Annotated in this window: 21 protein-coding genes; 12 read left to right on the top strand and 9 right to left on the bottom strand. The window is 61.6% G+C overall.

Annotated features, from left to right (window positions below; genetic code table 11):
- Nucleotides 1-6 precede the first annotated feature (6 nt).
- Nucleotides 7-309, bottom strand: coding sequence for a c-type cytochrome (locus OKC31_RS12845; RefSeq protein ID WP_005340687.1), 303 nt, complete (start codon nucleotides 307-309; stop codon nucleotides 7-9).
- A 105-nt stretch (nucleotides 310-414) separates the two neighbouring features.
- Between OKC31_RS12845 and OKC31_RS12850 the strand changes: the two genes are divergently transcribed.
- The 3 genes from OKC31_RS12850 to OKC31_RS12860 all read left to right on the top strand — a co-directional run bounded on the left by OKC31_RS12850 (nucleotide 415) and on the right by OKC31_RS12860 (nucleotide 2974).
- On the top strand, nucleotides 415-1842 hold the full coding sequence (locus tag OKC31_RS12850; RefSeq protein ID WP_247823649.1) for a protein adenylyltransferase SelO: 1428 nt from the start codon (nucleotides 415-417) through the stop codon (nucleotides 1840-1842).
- A gap of 10 nt (nucleotides 1843-1852) precedes the next feature.
- Nucleotides 1853-2140, top strand: coding sequence for a DUF3630 family protein (locus tag OKC31_RS12855; protein ID WP_247823648.1), 288 nt, complete (start codon nucleotides 1853-1855; stop codon nucleotides 2138-2140).
- A gap of 159 nt (nucleotides 2141-2299) precedes the next feature.
- Nucleotides 2300-2974: a 7-cyano-7-deazaguanine/7-aminomethyl-7-deazaguanine transporter gene (locus OKC31_RS12860; protein WP_005340680.1), complete on the top strand. Its 675-nt coding sequence runs from the start codon at nucleotides 2300-2302 to the stop codon at nucleotides 2972-2974.
- Nucleotides 2975-3244: 270 nt separating this feature from the next.
- Here the strand turns inward: OKC31_RS12860 and rraA are convergent, their stop codons facing one another.
- Nucleotides 3245-3730 (bottom strand): ribonuclease E activity regulator RraA, encoded by a 486-nt coding sequence (gene rraA, locus OKC31_RS12865; RefSeq protein ID WP_005340678.1) that lies wholly within the window; start codon nucleotides 3728-3730, stop codon nucleotides 3245-3247.
- Between the two features lie 146 nt (nucleotides 3731-3876).
- Here rraA and OKC31_RS12870 point away from each other — a divergent pair, with 146 nt between their 5' ends.
- Both OKC31_RS12870 and OKC31_RS12875 read left to right on the top strand, forming a co-directional pair.
- Nucleotides 3877-5730: a methyl-accepting chemotaxis protein gene (locus tag OKC31_RS12870; RefSeq protein ID WP_247823647.1), complete on the top strand. Its 1854-nt coding sequence runs from the start codon at nucleotides 3877-3879 to the stop codon at nucleotides 5728-5730.
- Between the two features lie 122 nt (nucleotides 5731-5852).
- Nucleotides 5853-6503 carry a chromophore lyase CpcT/CpeT gene (locus OKC31_RS12875; RefSeq protein ID WP_139746998.1) on the top strand — a complete coding sequence of 217 codons (651 nt, stop codon included), beginning with the start codon at nucleotides 5853-5855 and terminating at the stop codon, nucleotides 6501-6503.
- A 100-nt stretch (nucleotides 6504-6603) separates the two neighbouring features.
- On the opposite strand, the gene rpmE is transcribed toward OKC31_RS12875, so the two are convergent.
- Nucleotides 6604-6819 (bottom strand): 50S ribosomal protein L31, encoded by a 216-nt coding sequence (rpmE, locus tag OKC31_RS12880; protein ID WP_005340673.1) that lies wholly within the window; start codon nucleotides 6817-6819, stop codon nucleotides 6604-6606.
- Nucleotides 6820-6966: 147 nt separating this feature from the next.
- On the opposite strand from rpmE, the gene priA reads away from it, so the two are divergent.
- Nucleotides 6967-9174: a primosomal protein N' gene (priA, locus tag OKC31_RS12885; RefSeq protein ID WP_247823646.1), complete on the top strand. Its 2208-nt coding sequence runs from the start codon at nucleotides 6967-6969 to the stop codon at nucleotides 9172-9174.
- A gap of 63 nt (nucleotides 9175-9237) precedes the next feature.
- On the opposite strand, the gene OKC31_RS12890 is transcribed toward priA, so the two are convergent.
- Nucleotides 9238-10329, bottom strand: a complete 1092-nt coding sequence (locus OKC31_RS12890; RefSeq protein WP_247823645.1) for a hypothetical protein — start codon at nucleotides 10327-10329, stop codon at nucleotides 9238-9240.
- A gap of 167 nt (nucleotides 10330-10496) precedes the next feature.
- On the opposite strand from OKC31_RS12890, the gene OKC31_RS12895 reads away from it, so the two are divergent.
- From OKC31_RS12895 to dtd, 5 genes are all read left to right on the top strand, one after another.
- Nucleotides 10497-11930: a DUF2867 domain-containing protein gene (locus OKC31_RS12895; protein ID WP_247823644.1), complete on the top strand. Its 1434-nt coding sequence runs from the start codon at nucleotides 10497-10499 to the stop codon at nucleotides 11928-11930.
- A 169-nt stretch (nucleotides 11931-12099) separates the two neighbouring features.
- Complete coding sequence (locus OKC31_RS12900) at nucleotides 12100-13326, top strand: aromatic amino acid transporter (RefSeq protein WP_139442314.1); 1227 nt, start codon at nucleotides 12100-12102, stop codon at nucleotides 13324-13326.
- 254 nt (nucleotides 13327-13580) lie between these two features.
- Nucleotides 13581-14822, top strand: a complete 1242-nt coding sequence (locus OKC31_RS12905; protein WP_247823643.1) for a malic enzyme-like NAD(P)-binding protein — start codon at nucleotides 13581-13583, stop codon at nucleotides 14820-14822.
- Nucleotides 14823-14998: 176 nt separating this feature from the next.
- The gene (locus tag OKC31_RS12910) at nucleotides 14999-15871 is read left to right on the top strand and encodes a virulence factor BrkB family protein (protein ID WP_041209731.1); all 873 of its coding nucleotides are present in this window, start codon (nucleotides 14999-15001) and stop codon (nucleotides 15869-15871) included.
- Between the two features lie 92 nt (nucleotides 15872-15963).
- Entirely contained in the window at nucleotides 15964-16401 is a 438-nt protein-coding gene (gene dtd / locus OKC31_RS12915; protein ID WP_033138812.1) for a D-aminoacyl-tRNA deacylase, read from the top strand.
- On the opposite strand, the gene OKC31_RS12920 is transcribed toward dtd, so the two are convergent.
- A complete protein-coding gene (locus OKC31_RS12920; protein WP_270657073.1) occupies nucleotides 16390-17070 on the bottom strand; it encodes a spermidine synthase in 681 nt (226 codons plus the stop codon). The two genes, dtd and OKC31_RS12920, sit on opposite strands and share 12 nt — an antisense overlap.
- 51 nt (nucleotides 17071-17121) lie before the next feature.
- Here OKC31_RS12920 and OKC31_RS12925 point away from each other — a divergent pair, with 51 nt between their 5' ends.
- Nucleotides 17122-18030, top strand: coding sequence for a bifunctional GNAT family N-acetyltransferase/hotdog fold thioesterase (locus OKC31_RS12925; protein ID WP_115544223.1), 909 nt, complete (start codon nucleotides 17122-17124; stop codon nucleotides 18028-18030).
- 54 nt (nucleotides 18031-18084) lie between these two features.
- Here OKC31_RS12925 and OKC31_RS12930 read toward each other — a convergent pair whose 3' ends face one another.
- The 4 genes from OKC31_RS12930 to gntU all read right to left on the bottom strand — a co-directional run bounded on the left by OKC31_RS12930 (nucleotide 18085) and on the right by gntU (nucleotide 25360).
- Complete coding sequence (locus tag OKC31_RS12930) at nucleotides 18085-20202, bottom strand: AsmA family protein (protein WP_270657066.1); 2118 nt, start codon at nucleotides 20200-20202, stop codon at nucleotides 18085-18087.
- A gap of 58 nt (nucleotides 20203-20260) precedes the next feature.
- The gene (recG, locus tag OKC31_RS12935; protein ID WP_247823641.1) at nucleotides 20261-22330 is read right to left on the bottom strand and encodes an ATP-dependent DNA helicase RecG; all 2070 of its coding nucleotides are present in this window, start codon (nucleotides 22328-22330) and stop codon (nucleotides 20261-20263) included.
- A 189-nt stretch (nucleotides 22331-22519) separates the two neighbouring features.
- Nucleotides 22520-23869 (bottom strand): CDP-diacylglycerol--serine O-phosphatidyltransferase, encoded by a 1350-nt coding sequence (pssA, locus tag OKC31_RS12940; protein ID WP_247823640.1) that lies wholly within the window; start codon nucleotides 23867-23869, stop codon nucleotides 22520-22522.
- A gap of 150 nt (nucleotides 23870-24019) precedes the next feature.
- Nucleotides 24020-25360: a gluconate transporter gene (gene gntU / locus OKC31_RS12945; protein WP_111900465.1), complete on the bottom strand. Its 1341-nt coding sequence runs from the start codon at nucleotides 25358-25360 to the stop codon at nucleotides 24020-24022.
- Nucleotides 25361-25587 lie beyond the last annotated feature (227 nt).

The following is a 25587-nucleotide window of genomic DNA, read 5'->3' on the forward strand; positions in this document are numbered from 1 at the left end:
GCGAGGTTATTTCAGGCTGGCGTAGAAGGCCGCCAGATTGTCGATATCCGCATCGGTCAGCGGCGCCATGAAGGGGTCCATCAAGGGCTCTTTGCGAGTGCCATCCTTGAACGCTTTCAACTGTTTCACCAGATAGGCGGCATTCTGACCCGCCAGATGGGGATAGTTGGGGATCATTGCCTTGCCTTCCACGCCGTGACAGGCGGCACAGACCGCTGCCTTGGCTTTGCCGGCTTCAATATCGGCAGCTTTGGCTTGATGACCCCACGCCAGTGCCAGCAAGGGCAGGGCATATACCCATTTTTGCATCTTCTTCTCCTTGAATTGAAAAATGATGGTTGCCAGTTAGCGCAAGCATGGCTGACGGCAGTATAAAGAGTGACACGAGCATACGCAGGGACGAATGGCACAACCATGAAGTTGATCAACACTTTTGCGACCGAGTTGCCCTGGGCCTGTGAACCCGTGGCCCCCCAGCCGCTGCAGCAACCCAGGTTGCTTCATCTCAACCGGGCTTTGCTGGATGAGTTGGGGCTGGGAGGGGTCAGCGAGGCTGACTGGATCGCCTGTTGTGGCGAGGGAAAAGTGCTGCCCGGTATGCAGCCGGTAGCGCAGGTCTATGCGGGCCATCAGTTCGGGGGTTATAGCCCCCGGCTTGGAGATGGTCGCGCGCTGCTGCTGGGTGAGCAGCAGGCGCCGGATGGTCAGCGCTGGGATCTCCACCTGAAGGGCGCAGGTAAAACCCCGTTCTCCCGTTTTGGTGACGGCCGCGCCGTGCTGCGCTCCAGCATCCGCGAATATCTCGCCTCCGAAGCGCTCCATGCCCTCGGCATCCCGACCACGCGGGCGCTGGTATTGGTGGGCAGTCAGGAGCCCGTTTATCGCGAGCAGGTTGAGACCGGGGCGACCGTGCTGCGCACCGCCCCCAGCCATCTGCGCTTCGGTCATATCGAGTATTTCGCCTGGAGCGGGCGGGGGGAGAAGATCCCGCCACTCATCGACTATCTGCTGCGCCACCACTTCCCCGAACTGGAGAGTGGTGCCGAACTGTTTGCCGAGGTAGTGCGCCGCACCGCGCGCCTGATTGCCAAATGGCAGGCGGCGGGCTTCTGTCACGGGGTAATGAATACCGACAACATGTCGCTGCTCGGCTTGACGCTGGATTACGGGCCATACGGCTTTATCGATGCCTACGTGCCCGATTTTGTCTGCAACCACTCGGATCCGGCGGGCCGCTACGCGCTGGATCAGCAGCCTGCGGTCGGTTACTGGAATCTGCAAAAGCTGGCGCAGGCGCTGGCTGGCCATGTAGACGGTGATGCGCTGGCTGCTGCGTTGGCCCAGTACGAGCAGCAACTGATGCTGCACTACTCCGAGCTGATGCGGGCCAAACTCGGGCTGGCGGTGTGGGAGGAGGATGACCCGGCGCTGTTCCGCGAGTTGTTCCGGTTGCTGGCGGCCCACAAGGTGGATTACCACCTGTTCCTTCGTCGTCTCAGTGAGGTAACGCAAGAGGGGGCGTGGCCTGCGTCTCTGCTGTCCCTGTTGTCTGAACCTGGTGTTTGGCAGGAGTGGCTGGAGCGCTATCGGGCGCGGCTAATGCACGAAGGAAGCGAGGATGCCGTGCGCAAGGCGCAGATGGATGCCATCAATCCCAAGTATGTGCTGCGCAATGCGCTGGCCCAGCAGGTGATCGACGCCGCCGACACAGGGGATATGCGGCCGTTCGAGCGGCTGTTCGCCGCCCTGCAACGCCCCTATGATGAACAACCCGAATATGAGGATCTCGCCACCCCGACTCCGGCATGGTATTGCGGTGGTGAGCTCTCCTGCAGCAGCTGAGAGATTGGGCATGAGTTGGCAAATCAAACAGGTAGATAGCGAAGCTGGCGTAGTGACGCTGGATTGTCCGGCGCTCGAGTGGGACACGTTTCCGCTGTTGGCGCAGGTCTTGCTACGAGAGTGGGAGCTGCAGCCGCTCAAGCAGGATACGGGTGCCGACCGCCATAGCTGGTTGCTGGAGTTTGAAGGGAGCCAGTTTCGGCTGGAGTATGAACACTACAGCGGCTGCTGGCTGGAGGCGGTGCGCCCGGCGGATCGGGAGGCGCTGCTCTGGCTCGCCAGACAGCACAAGGCGTGACTATCGCCCACAAGGCCTGTTCTGCCGCTGGCCAACCTGGACAAGCGTAATCGCATAAAGATTGAACTATCGGTTTTGGGGCGTATAATCCTGCCCCTCGATTATCGCCAATGGTGGCGATATGGGTTCCCTAACCCCATTAACCAAAAAGGTCACAAGATGAATCTGACCCCTGCGCAGTACCAAACGGCGCTCGTTCGCCTGTCGTTGTTCCACATCCTGATCATTGCCAGCAGCAACTATCTGGTGCAGCTGCCGATCACCGTGTTTGGCTTCCATACCACCTGGGGTGCGTTCAGCTTCCCGTTTATCTTCCTGGCGACCGACCTGACGGTGCGGATCTTCGGTGCCGGTCTGGCGCGCAAGATTATCCAGACCGTGATGCTGCCAGCACTGGCGGTCTCCTATGCGCTCTCCGTACTCTTCTTTGAAGGGAGCTTCCAGGGCGTTGGTCATCTGGCCGAGTTCAACCTGTTCGTAGCGCGTATCGCGCTGGCCAGCTTTATGGCCTATCTGGTAGGGCAGTTCATGGATGTGGTGGTGTTCAACCGCCTGCGTCTGCTCAAGCAGTGGTGGATTGCACCTGCGGCCTCCACCCTGTTCGGTAATCTGGTCGATACCATCGCTTTCTTCAGTGTGGCCTTCTGGCGCACCACAGATCCTTTCATGGCAGAGCACTGGGTCGAGATCGCAACCGTCGATTACGTATTCAAGTTGCTGATAAGCCTTGGTTTGTTCGTGCCGCTCTACGGTGTCTTGTTGCGCTACCTCAGCCGCAAGCTGGTGGGCGAGGCCGGATTATCCAGCCTGCAAACGGCCACCCGGCAAGCCTGACCAGATTGACCACCCTTCGCGGTGGTCAATTTTTTTGCACTTTCTGCAAATAGCGCTTGCCTAGTTAAATGAGAATGATTATTGTTAACTTGTTTTCCGGGAAAGACTTCATTCGTTCCAACGTGATGGACTTCTTGTGAAGGCACGACATTGCTCACATTGCTTCCAGTTAAGGGCCAGTTTATCTGGCCCTCTTTTTTTGTCATTTTTCAGCAAGTTGCAGGCATAAAAAACGGGAGCCAAGGCTCCCGTCGTCACGCTGTCTGTGGCTTACTCGATATCGAGTGCCTCGGGGGAGAGGATCACCCCTGTGGTATCGGCGTAGAGGTGGTCGTCGGGCAGGAAGGTCACCCCACCGAAGTTGACCGGCAGATCGGTCTCCCCTACATCCTTGCTGTCGGCACCGACCGGAATGGCTGCCAGTGCCTGAATGCCGATATCCAGATCTTCCAGAATATCGACTTCGCGGACGCAGCCGTAGCAGACAATCCCTTCCCAATCGTTCTCGGCCGCCGTGGTGGCGATGTCGCTGTCGATCAGAGCGCGGCGCATGGAGCCACCGCCATCGATCAGCAAGACGCGTCCCAGTCCGTTCTCTTTGACGAGTTCACGGATAAGACCATTCGATTCGAAGCATTTGACGGTGGTGATGACGCCGCCGAAAGAGGCGCGGCCGCCGAAGGAGCAGAGCATGGGTTCAAGCACATCCACCATGTCCTGATAGATGTCGCACAGTTCAGAAGTATTGTATTCCATAGTGTCAAATCCACGGCTGGAAACAGGTGCAACCAGTATAAGGAGTGGGTGTGGCATTTCAATGAATATTCCTTGCACAGATCACCTGTCGCCGCTTTTCTGCATAAGCTCAATGCAGTTCACTGCCAGTTTGCGAGAGGTCCATCGTGCTTATCCGTCATAAGTTGATCCTGAATACCGTGCTGGTTGCCGTTGCCATGCTGGTACTGAGCGGCCTGTTTATCTACTCCAGCCAGGTGCACCGTCACCTGACCGAAGCCCAGCGCAATATCGACCAGCTGGAGATCGCCATGCTCAACTTGCGGCGGGCCGAGAAGGATTTTCTGATCCGTAAGGATATGACCTTCGTCGAGCGCTTCAATCAGGGGCTGTCAGATTTTCACCAGCACAATCGGGAGCTGGTGACCGATGACAATCTGGCGGCTGTCGAGGGGGAGCTGACCAGACTGGATCAGCAGATCAGCGGTTATGGCAAAGCCTTCAACGATCTGGTGGCCCAGCAGCAGAAGATTGGCTTGGGGCCGGAGGAGGGGCTCTATGGCAAGCTGAGGGCGGCGGTGCATGAGGTGGAGAATGGGCTCAAGCAGCTGGATCAGCAGGGGTTGCTCATCACCATGTTGCAGCTGAGACGGGCGGAGAAAGACTTTATGCTGCGCTCCGATATCCAGTATCTGGAGCGTTTCGAGACCTTGCACAAGAGTTTTCAGGATAGTCTTGCCACTTTGCCGGAGGGGGAGCGTGGCAAGCTGGAGCAGGCCAGCAAGCAGTACCGGCAGGACTTTGTGGCGCTGGTGCAGGGGATGCAGGTACTGGGGCTGAAAGAGGATGAGGGGCTGCGCAACCAGATGCGGGATTTGGTGCATCAGACCGAACAGGGGTTTGCCGCCGTCGATCAGCACATTGTCGCTGAGCTGGAGCGGCAGAGCGCTCGCCTCAACAGCCTGATGCTGGTCTGTGGCGGGGTGATTGTGGTGCTGATTGGCATCATGAGCGTGTTGCTGGGGCGCAGCATCGACCGTCCCATTACTCAGGTGAATGATACCGTCAACCGCATTCGTCAGGATAATGACCTGCGCCTGAAGATAGAGCTGCGCGGGGCCGATGAAATGGCCCAGCTGGCAGGCAATCTCGACGTGATGCTGGGCGGGTTTCGCAACCTGATTGGCGATGTGAAGCAGAGCGTGCACACCCTGACCGAAGCGGCTGATCACCTCTCGGCCAACGTCAAGCGCACCAGTGAAGGGGCGGCGCGCCAGCTCCAGGAGACCGACATGGTGGCGACCGCGTCCACCGAGATGGGCTCCACCATCGAAGAGATCGCCCGCAACACCGAGCAGGCGGCAAACAATGCGCAGGCGACCAACAACAAGGCGATGGAGGGGCGGGCTGCGGTCGAGAATACTGTCGAGCAGATCCGCTCGCTGGCGGGCAATCTGGAGAGTTCATCCCGCGAGGTGAGCCAGCTGCAAAAAGAGAGCGAGACCATCGGCTCCGTGCTCGATGTGATCCGCGGCATTGCCGAGCAGACCAACCTGCTGGCCCTCAACGCAGCCATCGAAGCCGCTCGGGCAGGAGATCAGGGGCGCGGCTTTGCGGTGGTGGCCGATGAGGTGCGTAATCTGGCCATCCGTACCCAGAAATCGACCCAGGAGATTGCCGGCATCATCAGCTCGCTGCAGAAACAGACCGGCAGCATCGTCGAGGTGATGGCAACCTGCCGCGAGCAGGGCAACCGCAGCTCGGATCAGGCCAGTACCGCAGGGGAGTTGCTGGGGCAGATTACTCAGGATGTTACCCACATCATGGATATGAGCACCCAGATTGCGGCAGCCATCGAACAGCAGAGTCTGGTGGCCAACGAGGTGAACCGCAACGTCAACAACATCCGCGACATCGCCCAGGAGTCGAGCATCATGGCGGAGGAAAATGCGAGATCCAGCGAGGGCCTCAACGAGCAGGCCCAGCTGCTCAACAAGGCGGTGGCAAAATATCGGGTTTAGTGAGCGGACTGGCATCCTTATGAGGTTTTTACACCAGAGTGGCAATGATTTGATCGTAATGGCTGTTATTGGGGAAATTCGCTCATATAATCGCCGCCACTATGATGATTCGGAAGGATTCGATGGCAAAGTTGCTGGTGGCCGCATTCGGGCTGCTCTGTTCCTGTCTGGTGTTGGCAGGGCCGGCGCCTCAGGCTACCCCACTCAAGCCCGGTATGGAGCCGCTACTCAGCTGGTTCAACGGGGCCTTTACGAGCCGGGAGCAGGCCAGTTACGACAGCCGCTTTACCAGTGCCGAGCTGCGCCTGATGGAGATCTGGCCCGGCTATCAGGGCTATCGCTGGGTCTATGCCGAGCAGTATCTGAGCATGCGTTCCATCCGCCCCTTTCGCCAGCGTATTTATCGCTTCTCACCCGCCCCTGACGGGCGGATCCTGATGGCAGAGCTGACCATGCCCCGTGCCACCGATTTTGCCGGTGCCTGGCATGATCCCGCCCTGCTCGACAGCCTGACCCCGCAGCAGCTCTCCTTGCGCCACGGTTGCGAGATCTGGCTGACCCGCACCCCCTCCGGCGAATATGCCGGTCATACCCGGGTGGGCCACTGCTCCACCGATTTTGGTGGTGCCACGACGCTGGTGCAGCATATCTGGATTGGCCCCGACAGCGTCAGATTGCTGGATCGCGCCTATGACAACGCAGGGAGCCCGCGCTGGGGCAGCCCGGGTGAGGGGTATGTCTATTTGCGTCGTTCCAAAGGGTTTGGCCAGTAGGGGCGAGTGCGTCTGGCTGCGGGAACATGAAGGATGAAAAACAGGGATCGTAAAAAAGGCGCCCGATGGGCGCCTTTTTCAGAATTCTTCAGAAGTAAAATTACTTCTTGGTGGTCATCGCACCGAAACGCTTGTTGAACTTGTCTACGCGGCCGCCGCTAGAAACTTCTTTCTGCTTGCCGGTGTAGAACGGGTGGCACTCGGAGCACACGTCCAGGTTCAGATCTTTACCGATGGTAGAGAAAGTGTTGATGACGTTACCGCAAGAGCACTTGGCGGTGATGGCTACGTAGTCAGGATGGATACCAGCTTTCATGGACAACCTCAATTAATAGGCCGTGTCGCCATCCGATCTCTTGTCGGACACCACACGATTGTTGAACACAGTTTCAAAGGCTGCGAATAATATAGGAAATGCCTGAGATCAGGCAAGTGGCTTCGCAGAAAAAATAGGCAACCCCTGGTGAATTCTTCCCAAACGCTGGATCTGGTTCGTGTCGCTGTCCCGGTACCGTTACGCCGTCACTTCGACTATCTCTCTCCCCTGCCGTTACCTGCCCCCGGTTGCCGGGTCGAGATCCCTTTCGGTCCCCAGACCCTGGTCGGGCTGGTGGTGGATCATCCGGCCGACAGCCAGGTGCCCCGCAACAAGCTTAAGCCCATCAAACGGGTATTGGACACCGCACCGGTGCTGGGGCCGGATATTCTGGCGCTGATGAACTGGAGCGCCAGCTACTACCAGCATCCGCTGGGGGAAGTGCTGCCCCACGCCCTGCCGGTGTTGGTGCGCAAGGGGGAGCCTGCCGCTTATCGTGAACTGGAGTTCTGGTTTGCTACTGAGGCAGGGATGGCCATCGACCTTAACGAGCTCAAGCGGGCGGCCAAGCAGCAGCAAGCGCTCGCCTTGCTGCGCAAGGGGCCGCAGACCCCCTCCGCCCTCAAACAGGAGGAGATCCAGAGCGCAGCACTCACCGCGCTGGAGAAGAAGGGGCTACTGGAGAAACGCTCGCTGGAGCCGAGCCATGACGGCGACTGGGCCGCCCGCTTTGAGCCGGGGGAGGGGCTGCGCCTCAACGGCGAACAGGCGCTGGCTGTCTCTGCCGTTACCAGCCAGAGCGACAAGTTCGGTGCCTTCCTGCTCGATGGCATCACCGGTTCCGGCAAGACCGAGGTCTACCTGAGCATCCTCGAGCCCTTGCTCAAGGCGGGCAAGCAGGCGCTGGTGATGGTGCCGGAGATCGGCCTCACCCCGCAGACCATCAATCGCTTTCGCCGCCGCTTCAACGTGCCAGTGGTAGCGATGAACTCCGCCATGAACGATCGGGAACGGCTCGATGCCTGGCTCGCCTGTCGCGACGGCGGCGCCGCCATCCTGATCGGTACCCGCTCCGCGGTGTTCACCCCGTTTCACAACCTCGGCATCATTATCATCGACGAGGAGCACGACGGCTCCTTCAAGCAGCAGGACGGTTTTCGCTACCACGCGCGGGATCTGGCGGTGATGCGGGCTCATCGTGCCGGTATCCCCATCCTGCTTGGCTCGGCCACCCCGTCGTTGGAGACGCTGCACAACGCCCGCAGCGGCAAGTATCACCATCTCACCCTGACTCGCCGTGCCGGTAACGCCCAGACCGCCCGTCAGGTGATCCTGGATATCAAGAACGTGCGGTTGCAGGCCGGGCTCTCCCCCCAGCTGGAGCAGCTGATGGCAGAGCATCTGGCGGCGGGCAATCAGGTGATGCTGTTCCTCAACCGCCGTGGCTATGCCCCGGCTCTGATCTGTCACCAGTGCGGCTGGAGCGCCGCCTGCGAGCGTTGTGATGCCTGGTACACCTGGCATCAGGCCGGACGACGGCTGCACTGCCACCACTGTGACAGCGTACGCCCGCTGCCCCACCACTGCCCCGAGTGTGGCAGCAACGAGCTGATTGGATCGGGAGTGGGCACCGAGCAGCTGGAGCAGTTGCTCACCACGGTTTTCCCGCAATATCCTGTAGTGCGCATCGATCGGGACAACACCCGCCGCAAGGGGGAGCTGGAGACCCACCTCGGCGACATCAAGGCGGGCAAGTACAAGATCCTGATCGGCACCCAGATGCTGGCCAAGGGCCACCACTTCCCGGATGTGACTCTGGTAGGGCTGCTGGATGTGGATGGCGCCCTGTTCAGCGCCGATTTTCGCGCCGCCGAGAAGCTGGCCCAGCTCTACACCCAGGTGGCGGGCCGTGCCGGTCGCGCCAGCAAACCCGGGTTGGTGGTGCTGCAGAGCCACCATCCGGAGCACGCCCTGCTGCAGGATCTGACCCAGAACGGTTACGGCCACTTCGCCGATACGGCGTTGAAAGAGCGCCGCTTGCTGGGGCTGCCGCCGTTCAGCTATCAGGGGCTGTTCCGCGCCGAGGCCAACGGCCGCGACGAGGTGCAGCTGTTCCTCGCCCGCCTCGCCGATACCCTGCGCAGCGCCCGCTATCCCCACGTTCAGGTGCTGGGGCCTATCAGCGGCTTTATGGAGCGCAAGGCGGGCAAGTTCCGCATGCAGTTGCTGGTGCAGGGGCCGAACCGGGCACCGCTGGCCCAACTGCTGGATTGGGCGGTGAAGGAGCTGGAAGGCTGGCCTGAGACCAAAAGGGTGCGCTGGAGTCTGGATATCGACCCCACCGAGCTGAGTTGATGGCTCCGGCGCCGGTCGCTGGCAGTTATCGTCAGCGACCGATGGGTGATTTCATTTCAAGGCTCAGACCCGCAGATCGATCTGCTGCACCCAGCCTCCTTTACCCTGTTCGGTGAGATAGAGGCCGGATTGGCGCAGCACCCCCTGACTGCCGCTCTCCCCCAGATGGTTGAAGGGGGTGTCGAGGGGGCGCAGCAGGATGGCGCCGATCCCCAGTTCGACCAGAGCTATAGGTGCGTGCTCTGGATGCCAGAACTGCAGGGCTGAAAACTGGCTATCCCCCTCATCCAGCACCCCGTTGCCATCTTCATCCAGGGTGGCCAACTCGCCGAAGCCATTGCCGGAGCGAGCACCAAACAGCTCGCCCCCATCGTCTATGGTGCCGTTGCCATTGCGATCCAGCGCCACAAAGCCGCTCCCTTCACTCAAGCCCGGCAGGCTATCCTCCTTGCCATCCTGATCAATATCGAAAGTGACCCGTGCCTCGGTCAGATCGGCAATCTTGCCATCCAGACTGAGCACCAGCGGATCTTTGAGGGCATTGAGGGTGGTGCGCCGCTGGCTCACCTCCAGCTGACGCCAGTCGAGCACAAAGCCGAGATCGAGCTGAATAGTCTGACCATCCCGAGTCGCTACGCTGGCCGATGCCATCACGTTGAGCTGCTCCTGTTGCAGCAGGGTGTCAGTCACCTCCACCAGTTGATCCGGCTCGGCGGCTTGAGCAGTTGCATCTCCTTGGGTCACTCCATCGCCTCCTTCTTCGGAGGGTTTGATCGGCTTGGGCAGCTCGATTTCGTGGCCCAGCATCGCCTCGATCATCAGCTTGATCAGCCGCTGGCGGTTATCCAGTCCATCGTCGGGAATACCATCCTGCTCTTTGCCGACGTCCGCTGCGGGCGGGGCGGGAGGTGTTGCTGCTGGCTGGCTGGCGGCCGATTGCCTCGCGGTTTGCAGCGTCAGGGCGCTGGTGAGGGTCAGGGTGCTGCTGCGTTCGCCGGCCACTGCCGCGTTGTTGCCCTCCGGTGGATTGATGACGGGTGGCACTGGCCCGAGGTTGCGCACCTTGCGGCTCTGGGCCTGTTGTTGCCGGTATTGCACCTCCCCCTGGAGGTCGTAGTGATCGATGCGCATACGTTCGCCCTCGGCGCTATACATCTGGTCAGTTATCGACCAATTGATGAGCAGGGCTTAACACCAAATCGGACTAATCAGGGAGGTGGTTAGTACTAGGTTGCAAGGTGGCGGCGTGGCAGGATGATGGGCATGCGGGTGCTGGTCCGTTTGCCCAAGCGCAGGGCGCAACATGTGAAGAGGAAGAGAGGATGAGAAACTGTCTGGTGATGGGAGCGGCAGGATACATCGGTTCCTATCTGGTGCCCCACCTGCAAACGCTGGGCTACAGGGTGATTGCCGGGGCGCGCCGTCCCTGCCGCTTGCCTGAGGGGGTCGAGTTTCGCCTCGCCGACAGCCTCAAGCCGATCACCCTGCTGCCTGCACTGGCGGGCATAGATACCGTCTTCTATCTGGTCCATGCCATGGGGGCGGGGGCCGATTTTCACCGGCTGGAGCAGCAGGGGGTGAAGAACTTCGCTGCCGCTGCCCGCGCCGCCGGGGTGCGCCGCATCATCTATCTCGGGGCAATCCAGCCCGAGCAGTGCAACAGCCGCCATCTCAACTCCCGCCGCCACTGTGGCGAGCTGTTTCGCGAATCCGGCGTACCGACGGTGGAGCTGCGCGCCGGCATCATCATCGGGCCAGGGTCAGCGGCGTTCGAGGTGATGCGGGATCTGGTGTTCAACCTGCCGCTGATGGTGACGCCCAAATGGGTGCGCTCGCGCACGCCGCCGATTGCGCTGTCAAACCTGCTGCACTATCTGGGCGGTCTGGTAGAGGCAGACGAGGTGGATGGGCGCATCTTCAACGCGGTCGGCCCCGAGCTGCTCAGCTATCAGCAGCAGTTGCAGAAGTTCGCCGCCCATATCGGCAAGCGCTGCCCCATCATTCCCATTCCGTTTCTGAGCCCGCGCCTCTCTGCCTGGTGGCTGCAGTTCGTCACTTCTGTGCCGCAGCCGGTGGCCAAGGCGCTGGTGGGCGGTCTCAAGCACGATATCCCGGCCGACGACGGCCCGCTGCGTGCCCTGCTGCCACAGACTCTGCTCAGCTTCGATGAGGCGCTGGCGGAGAGTCTGGCGCTGGAGCAGAAGCTGGGTGCCGAACAGCAGGGGCAGGAGACGCCGCTCGGCCTGCGCTGGCGCCATCCCGAATATGGCTTCTACGACCGTACCGCCAGCGGCGAGGCCATCTGCCTCGCCTCTCCCGAGGTGGTGTGGCATGTGTTGCAGCAACTGGGGGGTGAGCAGCGCTACTTCTACATGAACCAGCTGTGGGTGGTGCGCGAATGGATGGATCATCTGATCGGCGGTCCGGCCCGCACCCGTGGCCGCACCAATCCGGATCGCTTCGTGAAGGGTGACATGCTCGACTCCTGGCAGATCCTCGGGGTGGATGAGGGGCGCAGGCTCGATCTCTTGTTCAACATGAAGGCCCCGGGCGTCGGGCGGCTGGAGTTCAACATCCTGCCTGAGGAGTCCGGGTTGACCCGCATCCGGGTCACCGCTCACTGGCACCCGCAGGGCGCCTGGGGGCTGGCCTACTGGCTCGCCATGCTGCCGTTCCACCTCTTTATCTTTCAGGGGATGACCGAAGCCATCGCCCGTCAGGCCGAAGCGAGGGCAGGTATCCCGGTGATGGATTAACCCTCTTCACATCATTCCCGCTGATAGAGTGCCCCGTTCGGGGCATTTTTTTATGCGGCGGCCATGCCCGGTTATGACAGATAGTGGTAGGCGTCTTATGGCAAAGGCTGGCATCATGCCGCGGTCTTGTTTACCGCGGATAGATAATCAGTCAGAAAAAGAAGGGATTATGAAGAAAAAACCGTCAATTTTGGGGGGCGCCTGCATCATTGCCAGCGTCTGCGTGGGAGCCGGCATGCTCGGTCTGCCGAGTTCGGGGGCGGGGGCCTGGACCCTCTGGTCGGTACTGGCGCTGACCGTCACCATGGTGATGATGACCCTCTCCGGCTGGATGCTGCTGGAATCCTTCCAGCACCACGATATGCGGGTCTCCTTCAATACCGTGACTCGCGAGCTGCTGGGGGAGAAGCTCAATCTCCTCAACAACCTCTCGGTCTACTTTGTTGGCGGCATTCTGCTCTACGCCTATATCACCTCCTCCGGTGCCATCCTGCAGGGGATACTGGGGATCGACAGCAAGCTCGCGTCCGTGCTGTTCGTGGCGCTCTTCTCTGCGGTGGTGTGGCACTCGACTCGCGCCGTTGACCGCATCTCTGTGGTGCTGATCGCCTTTATGATCCTCAGTTTCGCCCTCGGTGTGGCCGGGCTGCTCGGCAGTATCAAGCTGCCGACCCTGCTCGATCTGGCGGGCAGCGAGAGTCGCTACGCCCCCTATGCCATGGCAATGCTGCCGGTGGCGCTCACCTCGTTTGGCTATCACCACTCTGTTGCCTCCCTGCGTGCCTATTACCAGAACGAGCAGCAGGCCAGATGGGCCATTCTGGGGGGAACCCTGATCGCGCTGGCGCTCTACGTGCTCTGGCTGCTGGGGATCTTCGGCAACCTGCCCCGTCAGGATTTTGCCCCTGTGATTGCCAAAGGGGGAGACGTGAGTGTGCTGCTCTCCGCGCTTTCAGGGGTGATCGAATCGGAGAAGGTGGCCAGCGCCATCAACGGCTTCTCCATGGCGGCCATTCTCTCCTCCTTTATCGGGGTGGGGCTCGGGGTGTTCGACTATCTGGCTGATCTGTTCAAGTTCGACAACAGCCGCGTCGGTCGCAGCAAGACCTGGGCGGTTACCTTCCTGCCGCCGCTGGTGCTCTCCCTGCTCTTCCCGTTCGGCTTCCTGCTGGCCATCGGCTATGCCGGTGCCGCCGCCACCATCTGGACCTGCATCATCCCGGCACTGCTGGTGCTGCGCACCCGGGCGCGGGCCGAGCGGGGCGAAGTGACCCCCCACTTCGTCACCCCCGGCGGCAAGCTGATGGCCTGGCTGCTGATCCTGTTCGGATTGGCGACCGCGCTGTTCCACTTCCTGTCGATGGCAAATCTGTTGCCGGTCTATCTGGGCAACTGAGTCAGGTCTACAGCACTGACAGAAAGGGCGGCAAGGCCAATTTGCCGCCCTTTTTGCTCCATTTTTATCCCACGCGGCAGAATCTATAACTAAAGTGGTAGGTGTGGGTGGGGTAAGGTGCTGAAATAACTGGTCTGATCTGGCTAGCGGCAGCATGATCTGCTGGGCATGCCCACCGCTTTCTTTTATGATCCCCGCCCTTCTGTGTGCCCCCTGTCGGCACCTCATTTGCACCAACCACATCGGGGTCCCCCATGTCCGATCTGCGTCAAGAAGCACTCGATTACCACGCCCTGCCCGTACCGGGCAAAATTGCCATCGCCCTGACCAAGCCTGCCGAAACCGCCCGCGACCTGGCGCTGGCCTACAGCCCGGGTGTTGCCGAGCCGGTGCGCGAGATCGCCGCCAACCCGGCCGATGCCTACCGCTATACCGGCAAGGGCAACCTGGTGGCAGTCATCTCCAACGGCACCGCCATTCTGGGGCTGGGTAATCTGGGGCCGCTGGCCTCCAAGCCGGTGATGGAGGGCAAGGCACTGCTGTTCAAGCGCTTCGCCGGTATCGACGCCATCGACATCGAGGTGAAGCACGAGACCAGCCAGCAGTTCATCGACACGGTAGCGGCTATCGCCGATACCTTCGGTGGCATCAATCTGGAAGATATCAAGGCGCCGGAGTGTTTCGAGATTGAAGAGGCGCTGATCGCGCGCTGCGACATACCGGTGTTCCACGATGATCAGCATGGTACCGCCATCGTCACCGCCGCCGGTCTGCTCAACGCGCTGGAGATTCAGGGCAAGCAGATCAGTGACAGCCGCATCGTCTGCATGGGGGCGGGGGCTGCCGCCACCGCCTGCATGGATCTGCTGATCAAGTGTGGCGCCAGAGCGCACAACATCTTCATGCTGGATCGTCAGGGGGTGATTCACACCGGCCGCAGCGATCTCAACAAGTACAAGCAGCGCTTCGCCAACGAGACCCCGCTGCGCACCCTGATGGATGTCATCGAAGGAGCGGATGTGTTTGTCGGTGTTTCCGGCCCAGACGTGTTGCCCGCCGAAGCGGTCGCCCTGATGGCGCCCAATCCGGTGATCTTCGCCTGCTCCAACCCGGATCCGGAGATCAAGCCGGCGCTGGCCCACGGGGTGCGCAGCGACCTCATCATGGGTACCGGTCGCTCCGATTACCCGAACCAGATTAACAACGTGCTCTGTTTCCCCTTCATCTTCCGCGGTGCCCTCGATGCTCGTGCCAGCCGCATCAACGATGCCATGAAGATTGCCGCGGTCGAGGCGATCCGTGCGCTGGCCAAGGAGCCGGTGCCGGCCGAGGTACTGACCGCCGCCGGGGTGAGCGAGCTCGCCTTCGGCAAGGATTACGTTATTCCCAAGCCGATGGATGCCCGTCTGCTGCCGCGCGTAGCCCGCGCCGTGGCGCTGGCGGCGGTGGCCTCCGGCGTTGCCCGCATCGAGCTGCCCGCGGACTACATGCTGTAATCCGGCGTTGCAAACGGCCCCATAGCGGGGCCGTTTTGATTTCTGCTTCTGGCGACAGCCAGAGACGCCATCCGGGCGACAGGTTAGGGCATATGGAGGCAAATCGGGTTCAAAGGTGGTCAAACAGCGCTCTCCTCTGACACAATATTGCCACTATGACGCTAACGAGAATCAAGATGCAGCAGCCTGTCAGCGGCCGTTTGGCCCACGCCCTCTCCTTCTTGCGCCATGATGGTCGCCACTTTGCCCAGTTTGTCTGGGGCCGTTTCCAGCAGGACAGATTGACGGTTACCGCCGGTTATCTGGCCTATGTCACCCTGCTTTCGCTGGTGCCGATGATCGCCGTGGTCTTTGGCATGATGTCCGCCTTCCCGGTGTTCCAGAGCCTCAAACAGGCGATGGAGCAGTTCGTCTACCACAACTTCGTGCCGACGGCGGGAGAGGTGCTCAAGGAGTACATCGACGGCTTCGTCGCCAATGCCACCAATACCACTGCGGTGGGTATCGGGGCGCTGGTGGTGGTGGCGCTGATGCTGATCTCCGCCATCGACAAGAACCTCAACTACATCTGGCGTTCGACCCAGGGCCGCCCGCTGGCGCAGGCGTTTGCCATGTACTGGATGATCCTCACCCTGGGGCCCGTGCTTATCGGTGCCAGCATCGCCATCTCCTCCTACATCTTCTCGCTGCGGCTGTTTGGCGCCGAGAGCCTGTTCGGCATCGGCTATCTGCTGCTGCGCGGCTTGCCGTTCCTCTTCTCGGTGCTCACCTTCCTGCTGGTCTATACCGTGGTACCGAACTGCAAGGTGCGGCTGGCCCACGCCTTTATCGGCGCGCTGGTGGCGGCGACCCTGTTCGAGCTGGCCAAGCGCGGCTTTGCCATCTACATCACCAGCTTCCCCTCCTATCAGGCCATCTACGGCGCGCTGGCCACCATCCCGATCCTGTTTGTCTGGGTCTATTTGAGTTGGCTGGTGGTGCTGCTTGGTGCGGAGACCACAGCTTGCCTCGGCGAGTACGAGAAGCCGGCGAGCGAGGAGCTTGGCTAAGCCATCGCCTTGGCCACCGGTTTATTGGTAGCATCGACGACCGCCCCTGCAATCGAGCCGGGGCGGTCGTTCTGTTTTGAGAGGAGAGGGATGTGATTGCACTGATTCAGCGGGTCTCCGAGGCCAGCGTGACTGTCGAGGGAGAGGTGACCGGCGCCATCGGTCAGGGGCTGCTGGTGCTGCTTGGGGTGGAGCAGGGGGATGATGAGGCCAAGGCCGACAAACTGCTGCACAAGGTGAGCGGCTATCGGGTCTTCAGTGACGAGAACGGCAAGATGAACCTCAATGTCAGCCAGATCGGTGGCAGCCTGCTGGTGGTCTCCCAGTTTACCCTGGCGGCCGACACCAAGAGTGGGATGCGCCCGAGCTTCTCCTGCGGTGCCCACCCGAGCGAGGCCGAACGCCTCTATGACTACTTCGTGGCGAAGGCTGCTGCCAGCGGCATCCCGACCGCAACCGGGCGTTTTGCCGCCGACATGAAGGTGGCGCTGGTCAACGACGGCCCGGTTACCTTCTGGCTACAGGTCTGAGGATGCCTGATCCCGCGGTATGACGTGGACGATCACGTTGATGAGCCCTGCGACCGGATAGGGGGTGGCCGGGCCAATCCACTGTTCTATCAGTGTCAGGGCGTGGGTTAGCTCAAGTGCGGTGCGCGGCAACAGGTTGATGACCAGAGTGCCGCAGAGGCGGGGAGCCAGCGCCCGGTAGGGCCGCTCCTGAAACAGCAGCAGCGGGTTGCCATCCTGACTGAAGAGATCGAGCAGGATGAGGTCGTACTGCTGCTCGCTCTGCTCCAGAAAGGCGAGGGCATCGGCCTGATGGAGTGCCGGAGCAGCGCGTTCATCGCTCTCCTGATGCTGGAAAAACTGCTGATAAACGGTCAGCACCTCTTCGTCGAGGTCGACGCACTCGTGGCGTGCATCGGGCCAGCGCTGACTCAGGTGGCGGGTGAGATCGCCGCCACCCAGACCCAGTTCGAGGATCTGCTCAGCCCGCTCCGGCAGCAGGCAGGCGATGACCCGTTGATGGGGCAGACAGAGGGTCGCGGGGTCGGCGAGCGACATGGCGGATTGCACCACGCCGTCTATCTCCAGCCAGCGGTGCTGGTCATTTTCCTGTACCGTGAGGCGGCGCTGGGGTTTGACGCTGAGGTGCAACAAGAGATCGGCTTGGTACGCTTGCAGATTGAAGTCCATGAATTTGCACGGCAAGATGGTTTCCGACCAGTGTAACTCAAGGATGAAACTATGTACCGGGTAGTCACCCCTCAGACAGTCGCCGAGCTGGATGCCTACTACCAGTTGCGCTGGGAACTTCTGCGTAAGCCCTTCAATCTGCCCGTCGGTTCCGAGCGGGACGAGTACGATACGGTCGCCATTCACCGGCTGATGCTGGCACCCGATGGCACTCCCATCGCGGTAGGCCGCCTCTTTATCGGCGGTGACGAGGCGCAGATCCGCTTTATGGCGCTGCGGCCCGAATATCGCGGCCAGGGGCTGGGTGCCCAAATGGTGGAAGATCTCGAGCAGTTGGCCCGCAGCGAGAAGGTGAAACGGCTGGTGATGAACGCCCGTCAGGAAGCGGTGGAGTTCTATCGCAAGTGCGGCTTTCTCGAAGTGGGGGGCGGCCCCGTCTCCTTTGGTCGGATTCCCCATCGCCAGATGATCAAATCCCTGAGCCCGTTGCAGACTATCCAGTACCGGCCGGAGTGGTGTCAGGATCTCACCACCCGCTGGTCGCGCGGGGTACCCATCAGCGAGAAGATGGGGATGCACATCAGCCACTACGATGGCCAGACTTTCCACCTCAAGGCCAATCTGGCGGCCAACTTCAACGTGCATGGCAGCATGTTTGCCGGCAGTGTCTACAGCCAGTGCGTGCTGGCGGGCTGGGGGCTGATCTGGCTGCAGCTTAAAGAGGAGGGGCTGGTGGGCGAGCCGGTGCTGGCCGAGAGCACCATCAAATATCATGGCCCGGTCGATGAGGAGCCCGAGGCGCGAGTGGCCCGCGAGGGGATGCCCGCCGTGCTGCAGCCGCTCAAACGGGGCGAGCCTGCCACCTTCAGCCTCAAGATCCAGCTGTTCAGCGGCAGCAAGCTGGCGGCGGAGTTCTGCGGTCACTACGTGGTGCAGCCGCCCCGCCGCCCGGGCCAGTAACCGCGTCGTTTCCCCATCAAACAACAAGGCCTCATCATGAGGCCTTGTCTGTTTTTACCCTTGCTGGCTGTCGCTTGTCTGCCCGGCTTGGGTCTGCACTTGGGCCTGGTTTTGGGCTTTCGGTGCGGGAGCCGGTCGCCAGAGCGGGGCGCTGTTGCCTTGCGGCGGATAGCGTACTCCCACTTCCCAGCCGCAGGCGTCCTGCTTCTGCGGGAAGCTCCAGGCCAGTGTGGGTTCCGTCAGCGGCCCGCGCCACTGGCCGAGCAGCTCGGCGCAGCGGTTGCCATTGAGCACTCCCAGATCGAGCTGCCACTGTTCGTTGACCAGATCGATCCTCCCTTGCAGCGCCAGCAGATGGGTGATGGTGGAGGCGCCAGCCTGCTCGACTTGTAGTTGCCCCTTGTCGATCTTGCCCAGCAGCTTGATGCGGTAGAAGGGGGTGTCACCCTCCTGCATCGCCTGCCACAGCTGATCCGGCGTCAGGGTGGGCGGGGTCGCCCCCTTGAACCACTCATCCAGCAGCGGATCTATCTTTACCTTGTCCCAGAACGGCTCGTCGGCATCGAGGGCAAAGCTCCCCTGCAGGGTCTGGCGCCACTCGCCTGCCGTTTTGCCATGTTCGGCTTGCAGATCGGCGCTCACGTCCGCCTTGCCTGCGAACGAGACAGGGGAGTGGAATATCTTGCCCCATTGCTGCAGATCCAGCTTGGTCGCCTGCAGTTGGAGGCGGCTGCTCTGGCCTGGTTCGCGGCCCCACTGGCCGCTCATGCTGAGGCTGCCCTCATCCGGCAGCGAGCTGGTGAGCTTGCCCAGTTGCCAGGAGCTGGGGGTCAGTTCCCCATCCAGTTCACCGTTGCGGGCGCTGAGGCCATCCCACACCAGCTCGAACCACTTGCTCTCGATACGGGCACGGCCAAGCAGCGGGCCGGGCTGATTGCCACGCAGGGCGAGATCGCTCAGGTAGAGCTGCCAGCCGGTCAGCGAGAGAGGGATGGAATCGTCGAAGGAGAGCACCTTGAGCTTGTCGAACGCCAGCTTGTGGATATCCACCTGCTGCGGGCGCCAGCCCTGCCAATCCTGCCACCACCCCTGCGGCAGGCTGATATCCATGCCGCTCAGCGCCACGTCTTTCAGGGTCAGCTTCTGCTGCTGGGTGTCGAGGGAGAGCTCGACATTGAACGCCCCTTCATAGGCCTTGCCCTGCAGTTCGCCGTCGATCTGCTGGGGCGAGAAGGCGAGCTTGCCCTTGATCTCCTCCAGCTGGAACAGGCCGCGGCCCATGTCCCCCAGGGTGCCGCTCAGATAGCCGGTGGGCTGGTTGCCCGCCTGCCAGTTGAAGGCGGTGAGCTGGCCGCTGAAGTTGTTGAAGGAGAGCTCCTGATTGATGTCGTTGAGGCTGACGCCGTCCAGCTGACCGCGATCCAGCGATACGCTTTGCAATGGGAAGCGCTGCGGGAAGCCTTGCTGTGTCAGATCCCCCAGCTCCACCCGCATGCCGCGCGCCTTGAGATCGTGCAGTTGCAGGGTGCGAGCGGGCCAGTCCAGCACCATGCCGGTCTCCAGCAGACCGTCAAACAGGTTGGTCACCAGCTTGTCGCTGCGCAGTACTTCTCCTTCCAGCCGTCCTTGCAGGTTGAGACGGGCGAAGGTGAACTGCGGAGTCTCCAGCTGGCCGATATTGAGGCTCAGGTTGGCCTGTGGCTGCCGTTTCGGATCGATCAGCTCCCAGTCACTCAGGGTGGCATTGAGGCCGCGCAGGGTCAGCTCAGGGCTCTCCAGACTGAGGCGATCGATGGTGCTGTCGCTGATGGTGAGGGAGTGCACCGGCAGGCTGGGCAGCTGGTTGGGTAGCGGCAGCTTGATGGCGGGGCGAATGAGGTCGAGATGGGCGATCCGCACATCGCGGCTCAGCCAGTCGATGCTCTCTATCTCCAGATAGATCTTGTCGAGGGAGACCGCATCGCCGTAGCGCACCTGCTCCGCCAGCAGGGTGTAGGGGTGGAGCGGGTTGAATACCAGTCGCCCTATGGTGACGGGTACGCCGGTCTGCTGGCTGATCCAGCTGGCGATGGGGCCTTTGGCGCGCTCGGCGTCGAACAGGCCGAGGGCAACCCAGACAAAGAGCAGCAGGAAGGCAAAGGTGTAGAGCAGGCCGCGTAGCCAGGAATTCATAAGTGCTTTCCTCCTGTATTGGTTGAGTGATCAGGCGTTGGCAGCGTGATTCCGCAGGTCAGGCATTGGAATAGTGATCCCGTAAGCCAAGCCAGCGCCGTATCAAGGGTTCGACATGACTCGGATGCCTATCCATAAGGAAGCGCGCCATCTTCTGTACCTGCGGAATAAGCGGTTGATCCCGCACCAGATCGGCGATCTTGAGATCGGCCAGACCGGTCTGGCGGGTGCCGAGCAGTTCCCCCGGGCCGCGCAGCTCCAGATCGCGCTGGGCGATGAGGAAGCCGTCGTTGGTCTCACGCAGCACCCCGAGCCGGCTCTGGGCCGTTTTGGACAAGGGGGCATGATAGAGCAGCACGCAGTGCGAGGCTACCGCCCCGCGTCCGACCCGACCGCGCAGCTGGTGCAACTGCGCCAGCCCGAGCCGTTCCGGGTTCTCGATGATCATCAGACTGGCGTTGGGCACATCCACCCCCACCTCGATGACGGTGGTAGCGACCAGCAGTTGCAGTATGCCTGCCTTGAACTCCTCCATCACCCGCTGTTTCTCGACCGGGCGCATCCGGCCGTGTACCAGCCCGATATGCAGGCCGGGCAGCAGGTTTTGCAGCTCGGCGGCGGTATCCTCGGCAGCCTGACACTCCAGCACCTCCGACTCCTCGATCAGGGTGCAGACCCAGTAGGCCTGCTTGCCTTCGGTGCAGGCGAGCTTGACCCGCTCGATCACATCGCCGCGTCGGCTGTCGGGCAGCGCCACCGTGGTGATGGGGGTTCGGCCCGGCGGCAGTTCGTCGATGACCGAAGTATCGAGGTCGGCATAGGCGGTCATCGCCAGGGTACGGGGGATGGGGGTGGCGGTCATGATGAGCTGATGGGGATGTACCCCTTCACGCTCCCCTTTCTCGCGCAGGGCGAGGCGCTGATGCACCCCGAATCTGTGCTGTTCATCGATGATGACCAGCGCCAGACGCTGGAACACCACCTGCTCCTGAAAGATGGCGTGGGTGCCCACCACCATCTTGACGCTGCCATCGGCGATGGCGGCCAGCGCCTCCTCCCGCGCCTTGCCTTTCTGCTTGCCCGCCAGCCAGCCGACTCCGATGCCGAGCGGCTCCAGCCACTTAGCGAAGTTGATGGCGTGCTGTTCCGCCAGCAGCTCGGTCGGCGCCATCAGCCCCACCTGACAGCCGTTGCCGATAGCTTGCAGGGCGGCCAGCGCCGCGACCAGGGTCTTGCCGGAACCCACATCCCCCTGCACCAGCCGCATCATGGGGTGACTCTGTTGCAGATCCTTGCTTATCTCGGCCACCACCCGACTCTGGGCGCCGGTGGGCTTGAACGGCAGGGCGCCGAGCAGTTTCTCGACCAGCGCGGGCGCAGGTTTGAGGGCGCGGGCCAGCTGGGTTTGTGCCTGAGCGCGCACCTTGAGTACCGAGAGGTTGTGCGCCAGCAGCTCCTCCAGCACCAGCCGCTGCTGGGCCGGATGCTGGCCGCTTTCGAGCAGTGGTAGTGCCACCGAGGGGGGCGGACGGTGCAACAGGCGCAGGGCGGCGGCCAGTTCAATCTGATGGGGATAGAGTCCGGCGGGCAGCAGCTCCTCCACGCCATAGAGGTCGAGCTGGGCCAGCGCCTGATCGGTGAGGTTGCGCAGGGTGAGCTGGCGCAGCCCTTCGGTGGTCGGGTAGACGGGGGTGAGTGCCTCTTCGGTTTGGCCTGCCTGCTCCTCACCGAGCAGCTTGTACTCGGGGTGGGCCATCTCCAGCCCGTATTTGCCGGGGCGCACCTCGCCAAAACAGCGGATCAGGCGGCCCGCCGCCAGACTGTTTTTCTGGGCGGCGGTGAAGTTGAAGAAGCGCAGGGTGAGGGTGCCGGTGCCATCGCTGATGCGACAGACCATCATGCGGCGGCGTCCCATCACCAGCTGAGTGTCCTGGATTTCGCCCTCGACAGCGCCGTGCAGGCCGGGCGGCAGATCACCGATGGGCCACACCTGGGTGCGGTCCTCGTAGCGCAGGGGGAGGTGGAACAGCAGATCCTGTACCGTGGCCAGCCCCAGCCGCTCGAGCTTCTCCAGCATCTTGCTGCCGACACCCTTGAGGCTATCGAGAGGAATTTTATCCAATTTCATCAATTAGATGCCCGAAAACACTGTAAATATGTCCAGATGATAGGGGTTGTTGAGGGGCCGATGCAAGCCGAGTTGCTGCTGGCTGGGCCGTCAAAGCGGGGGAAACGGCGGATATAACAAAGGCCTGCCGAAAACGGGAGGCCTTGGTCTGATTGCCGTTGGGCGGGGTGGGCGCTGCGCGCCCCGGGGTCAGATGATCCGCTTGAGCAGCAGATGAGCCTTGACCCGGTGGATCCGTCCCAGCAGCTTGCGCACCTGTTCCGGGTAGTCCTGGATCTGTTCCACCTGATCGAAGTGGCTGATCCGCATGGTGTTGGTCAGGATGTTCTCCCGCTCCGCATTGAACTGAGGACGCAGCAGGTGGCGACGATCGTGTACCAGCAGGCCATTCTCCAGATCCAGCGCCCAGGCGCGGGGGTTGAGGTTGTTGCCGGTGAGCAGGGCCCACTCGTCATCCACGAAGATCCCCTTGAGATGGTAGGAGTTGCGCTCGCAACACCAGAGCATCAGGTTGAGGCGACCGTCGTCGATGTGGCGCTGGTTGCGCTCGGCAAACTTGCGCAGGTTGGTCTCGTAGAGATAGGGCAGGCCACCGATGGTGGAGAACTTCTCTTCCGGCGGAATGAAGAAGTCGTTGGCGGTCTTGTCGCCCACTACGATGGTGACTTTGCAACCGCGCTGCAGCAGATCCTCGATATCCTTGCTCAACTCCTTGGGCGGGTTGAAGTAAGGGGTGCAGATGAAGATCTCCCGCTCGGTGGCGCGCACCAGATTGCGGATCATCAGGTTGAGCTGATTGTTGCGCTTGCCCAGACCCACCATGGGGGTGACGGCCACCTCCTGGGTGTTGACCGGCATGGTGGCGAAGCGGTACTGCCCCTGACGCAGACTCAGCTTGAAGCGGCGGATCGGCCCCTTCAGCTGTTTGGCGCTGGGCACGTCGCTGCGATCCAGCCGCTGCACGGCGTCGCTCTTCACGAACAGGTCATCCACGTAGTTGACCATGCTGCGGGCCAGCTCCGGGCTGATGATCTGGTGATAGCGGTCGAAGCGGTAGCGATCCTGCTGGTGCAGGTAGATGTCGTTGAGGCTGGCACCGGAGTAGAGCACCGCATCGTCAAAGATGAAGCCCTTGAGGTGCAACACGCCGAGCAGCTCGCGCCCTTTGACCGGCACGCCGTAGATTTCGATCTGGTGCTCGTGTTCGGCAGCCATGGCCTGATACATCAGGTGGTTGCCGCCCTGCTTGCCTTTGCCGATCAGGCCGCGCTGGGCACGGTGGAAGTCGACGAACAGCTTGATGTCGAGGGCCGGATTGCGCTGCTTGGCGGCGTAGAGGGCGGAGAGGATCTCCCGGCCTGCTTCGTCATCCTGCAGATAGAGCGCGACCAGATAGATGCGCCGGGTGGCACTGGCGATAAGCGCAAGAATGCGGCGTTTGAAATCCTGGGCGCTATAGAGCACTTCAAACTGATCCGCTGCGACGGCGATCTGGGGCAGGCGCGCCAGCAGTTGTCGATAATGGGCCGATGAATGCATAGATAAACCTGAAATCACGGGGTTAAGCGTTCCACTCGGAGCGATGAATAGGCGATTCTAGCAATCTCGCCCTCTCAGCCAAAGAAAGAATCATCAGAAAGATGAAAAAGGCCTCACGAGTGAGGCCTTTTTGTCAGCATTTCCCCCTTGTCAGAGGAAGCTGTAGATGATCATCGCCATCACGCCGCCAGTGGTGCCGATGATGGTCTCCATCACGGTCCAGGTCTGCAGGGTCTGCTTCTCGGTCAGGCCGAGGTAGCGGTTCGCCAGCCAGAAACCGGAGTCGTTGACGTGGGAGAGCACGATGGCACCGCCACCGATTGCGATGGTGACGGCAGCCAGCTGGGCACCGTTCAGGCCGAGCGGCTCCAGCATCGGCAGCACCAGACCACAGGCGGTCAGCATGGCGACGGTGGCAGAGCCCTGAATCACCCGCACCGCAGCGGCCAGAATGAAGGCCAGCGCGACGATGGGCAGACCGGAGTCGGCCAGCATGTTGCCAAGGGCGGCACCCACGCCGGAATCAACCAGCACCTGCTTGAAGACGCCACCGGCACCGGTAACCAGAATGATGACGCCCGCCGGCTGGATGGCGCTGTTGCAGACGCTCATCACCTCGTCACGGGACATGCCGCGGCGAATACCCAGCAGATAGAAGGCGGCCAGACAGGCGACCATGATGGCGGTGAAGGGGTGACCGATGAACTCCAGCCAGTTGTGCAGGGTAGAGCCCGCCTCGACAAAGCGGCCGACGATGGTCTTGAGGCCGATCATCAGCAGCGGCAGGCCGATGAGGCCCATGGCCAGCCCGAAGGAGGGCAGGGATTTGCTGTCATCGTGAACGCTGTTCTGGGCATCGGCGGGCAGCGGCACATCGACGATCTTGCTGATGAAGTCACCGAACAGCGGGCCCGCCAGGATCAGCGCCGGCACGGCGGCGATCAAGCCGAACAGGATCATGTAGCCGAAGTCGGCACCCAGCTGGGATGCCACCAGGATCGGGCCCGGCGCCGGAATAAGGAAGGCCTGGCAAGTGGCGATACCGGCCAGCAGGGCGATACCGATCTTAACCACGCTGCCGCCGCCACGACGGACGATGGCGAAGGCGACGCCGATTAGCAGCACCACGGCCACGTCAAAGAAGAGCGGCAGGGCGCAGACAAAGCCGGTCAGGGCCATGGCCCAGTTGGCGCGCTTGACGCCAAACTTGCCGAGCAGAGTGTGAGCCACCCGGTCGAGGGCACCGGTCACTTCCATCACCTTGCCGAACATGGCGCCCAGCGCCACCACTACCGCGACGAAACCGAGGGTGCCACCCATCCCTTTCTGGATGGTGGCGGCGATATCGGCCGGGTTCATGCCAGCGGCGAGACCCGCCACCATGGAGACCAGGATCAGGGCTACCACGGCGTGGAGCCGGGCCTTCATCACCAGGAAGAGCAGCAGCACGATCGAGCCGGCGGCTGTCATGATCAGGGAGAGGTCAGACATTGTTATGCGTTCCTTTTTCCAAGTTCAGTCGTGACACCTTGCCGATCCGTCGGCAAACCATATCTTTATGATTTATTTAGATTTATGGCAAGGGCTCAACATCATATGCCCAGGTGACTATGGGTTTGCTCAGTCTGTGGCAGACTTCACATTTTCAATCGTTACCGGTAACATGTTACCGGTAACGTGTTAGATTAGAACCCATCAACAGCTGGTTTTTTGAAAAG

The sequence above is a fragment of the Aeromonas sp. Y293-4 genome (assembly GCF_027705905.1).
GTDB lineage: Bacteria > Pseudomonadota > Gammaproteobacteria > Enterobacterales > Aeromonadaceae > Aeromonas > Aeromonas veronii.

Excerpts from the sequence above, each read along its gene's own strand:
- OKC31_RS12930 (WP_270657066.1), bottom strand. The coding sequence starts at position 20,202 with ATGAATTCCTGGCTACGCGGCCTGCTCTACACCTTTGCCTTCCTGCTG.
- OKC31_RS12895 (WP_247823644.1), top strand. The coding sequence starts at position 10,497 with ATGAGAAACTGTCTGGTGATGGGAGCGGCAGGATACATCGGTTCCTAT.
- OKC31_RS12920 (WP_270657073.1), bottom strand. The coding sequence starts at position 17,070 with ATGGACTTCAATCTGCAAGCGTACCAAGCCGATCTCTTGTTGCACCTC.
- OKC31_RS12925 (WP_115544223.1), top strand. The coding sequence starts at position 17,122 with ATGTACCGGGTAGTCACCCCTCAGACAGTCGCCGAGCTGGATGCCTAC.
- OKC31_RS12905 (WP_247823643.1), top strand. The coding sequence starts at position 13,581 with ATGTCCGATCTGCGTCAAGAAGCACTCGATTACCACGCCCTGCCCGTA.
- rraA (WP_005340678.1), bottom strand. The coding sequence starts at position 3,730 with ATGGAATACAATACTTCTGAACTGTGCGACATCTATCAGGACATGGTG.
- recG (WP_247823641.1), bottom strand. The coding sequence starts at position 22,330 with ATGAAATTGGATAAAATTCCTCTCGATAGCCTCAAGGGTGTCGGCAGC.
- OKC31_RS12855 (WP_247823648.1), top strand. The coding sequence starts at position 1,853 with ATGAGTTGGCAAATCAAACAGGTAGATAGCGAAGCTGGCGTAGTGACG.
- OKC31_RS12890 (WP_247823645.1), bottom strand. The coding sequence starts at position 10,329 with ATGTATAGCGCCGAGGGCGAACGTATGCGCATCGATCACTACGACCTC.
- OKC31_RS12900 (WP_139442314.1), top strand. The coding sequence starts at position 12,100 with ATGAAGAAAAAACCGTCAATTTTGGGGGGCGCCTGCATCATTGCCAGC.
- OKC31_RS12875 (WP_139746998.1), top strand. The coding sequence starts at position 5,853 with ATGGCAAAGTTGCTGGTGGCCGCATTCGGGCTGCTCTGTTCCTGTCTG.
- pssA (WP_247823640.1), bottom strand. The coding sequence starts at position 23,869 with ATGCATTCATCGGCCCATTATCGACAACTGCTGGCGCGCCTGCCCCAG.
- rpmE (WP_005340673.1), bottom strand. The coding sequence starts at position 6,819 with ATGAAAGCTGGTATCCATCCTGACTACGTAGCCATCACCGCCAAGTGC.
- gntU (WP_111900465.1), bottom strand. The coding sequence starts at position 25,360 with ATGTCTGACCTCTCCCTGATCATGACAGCCGCCGGCTCGATCGTGCTG.
- OKC31_RS12860 (WP_005340680.1), top strand. The coding sequence starts at position 2,300 with ATGAATCTGACCCCTGCGCAGTACCAAACGGCGCTCGTTCGCCTGTCG.
- OKC31_RS12910 (WP_041209731.1), top strand. The coding sequence starts at position 14,999 with ATGCAGCAGCCTGTCAGCGGCCGTTTGGCCCACGCCCTCTCCTTCTTG.
- OKC31_RS12850 (WP_247823649.1), top strand. The coding sequence starts at position 415 with ATGAAGTTGATCAACACTTTTGCGACCGAGTTGCCCTGGGCCTGTGAA.
- OKC31_RS12845 (WP_005340687.1), bottom strand. The coding sequence starts at position 309 with ATGCAAAAATGGGTATATGCCCTGCCCTTGCTGGCACTGGCGTGGGGT.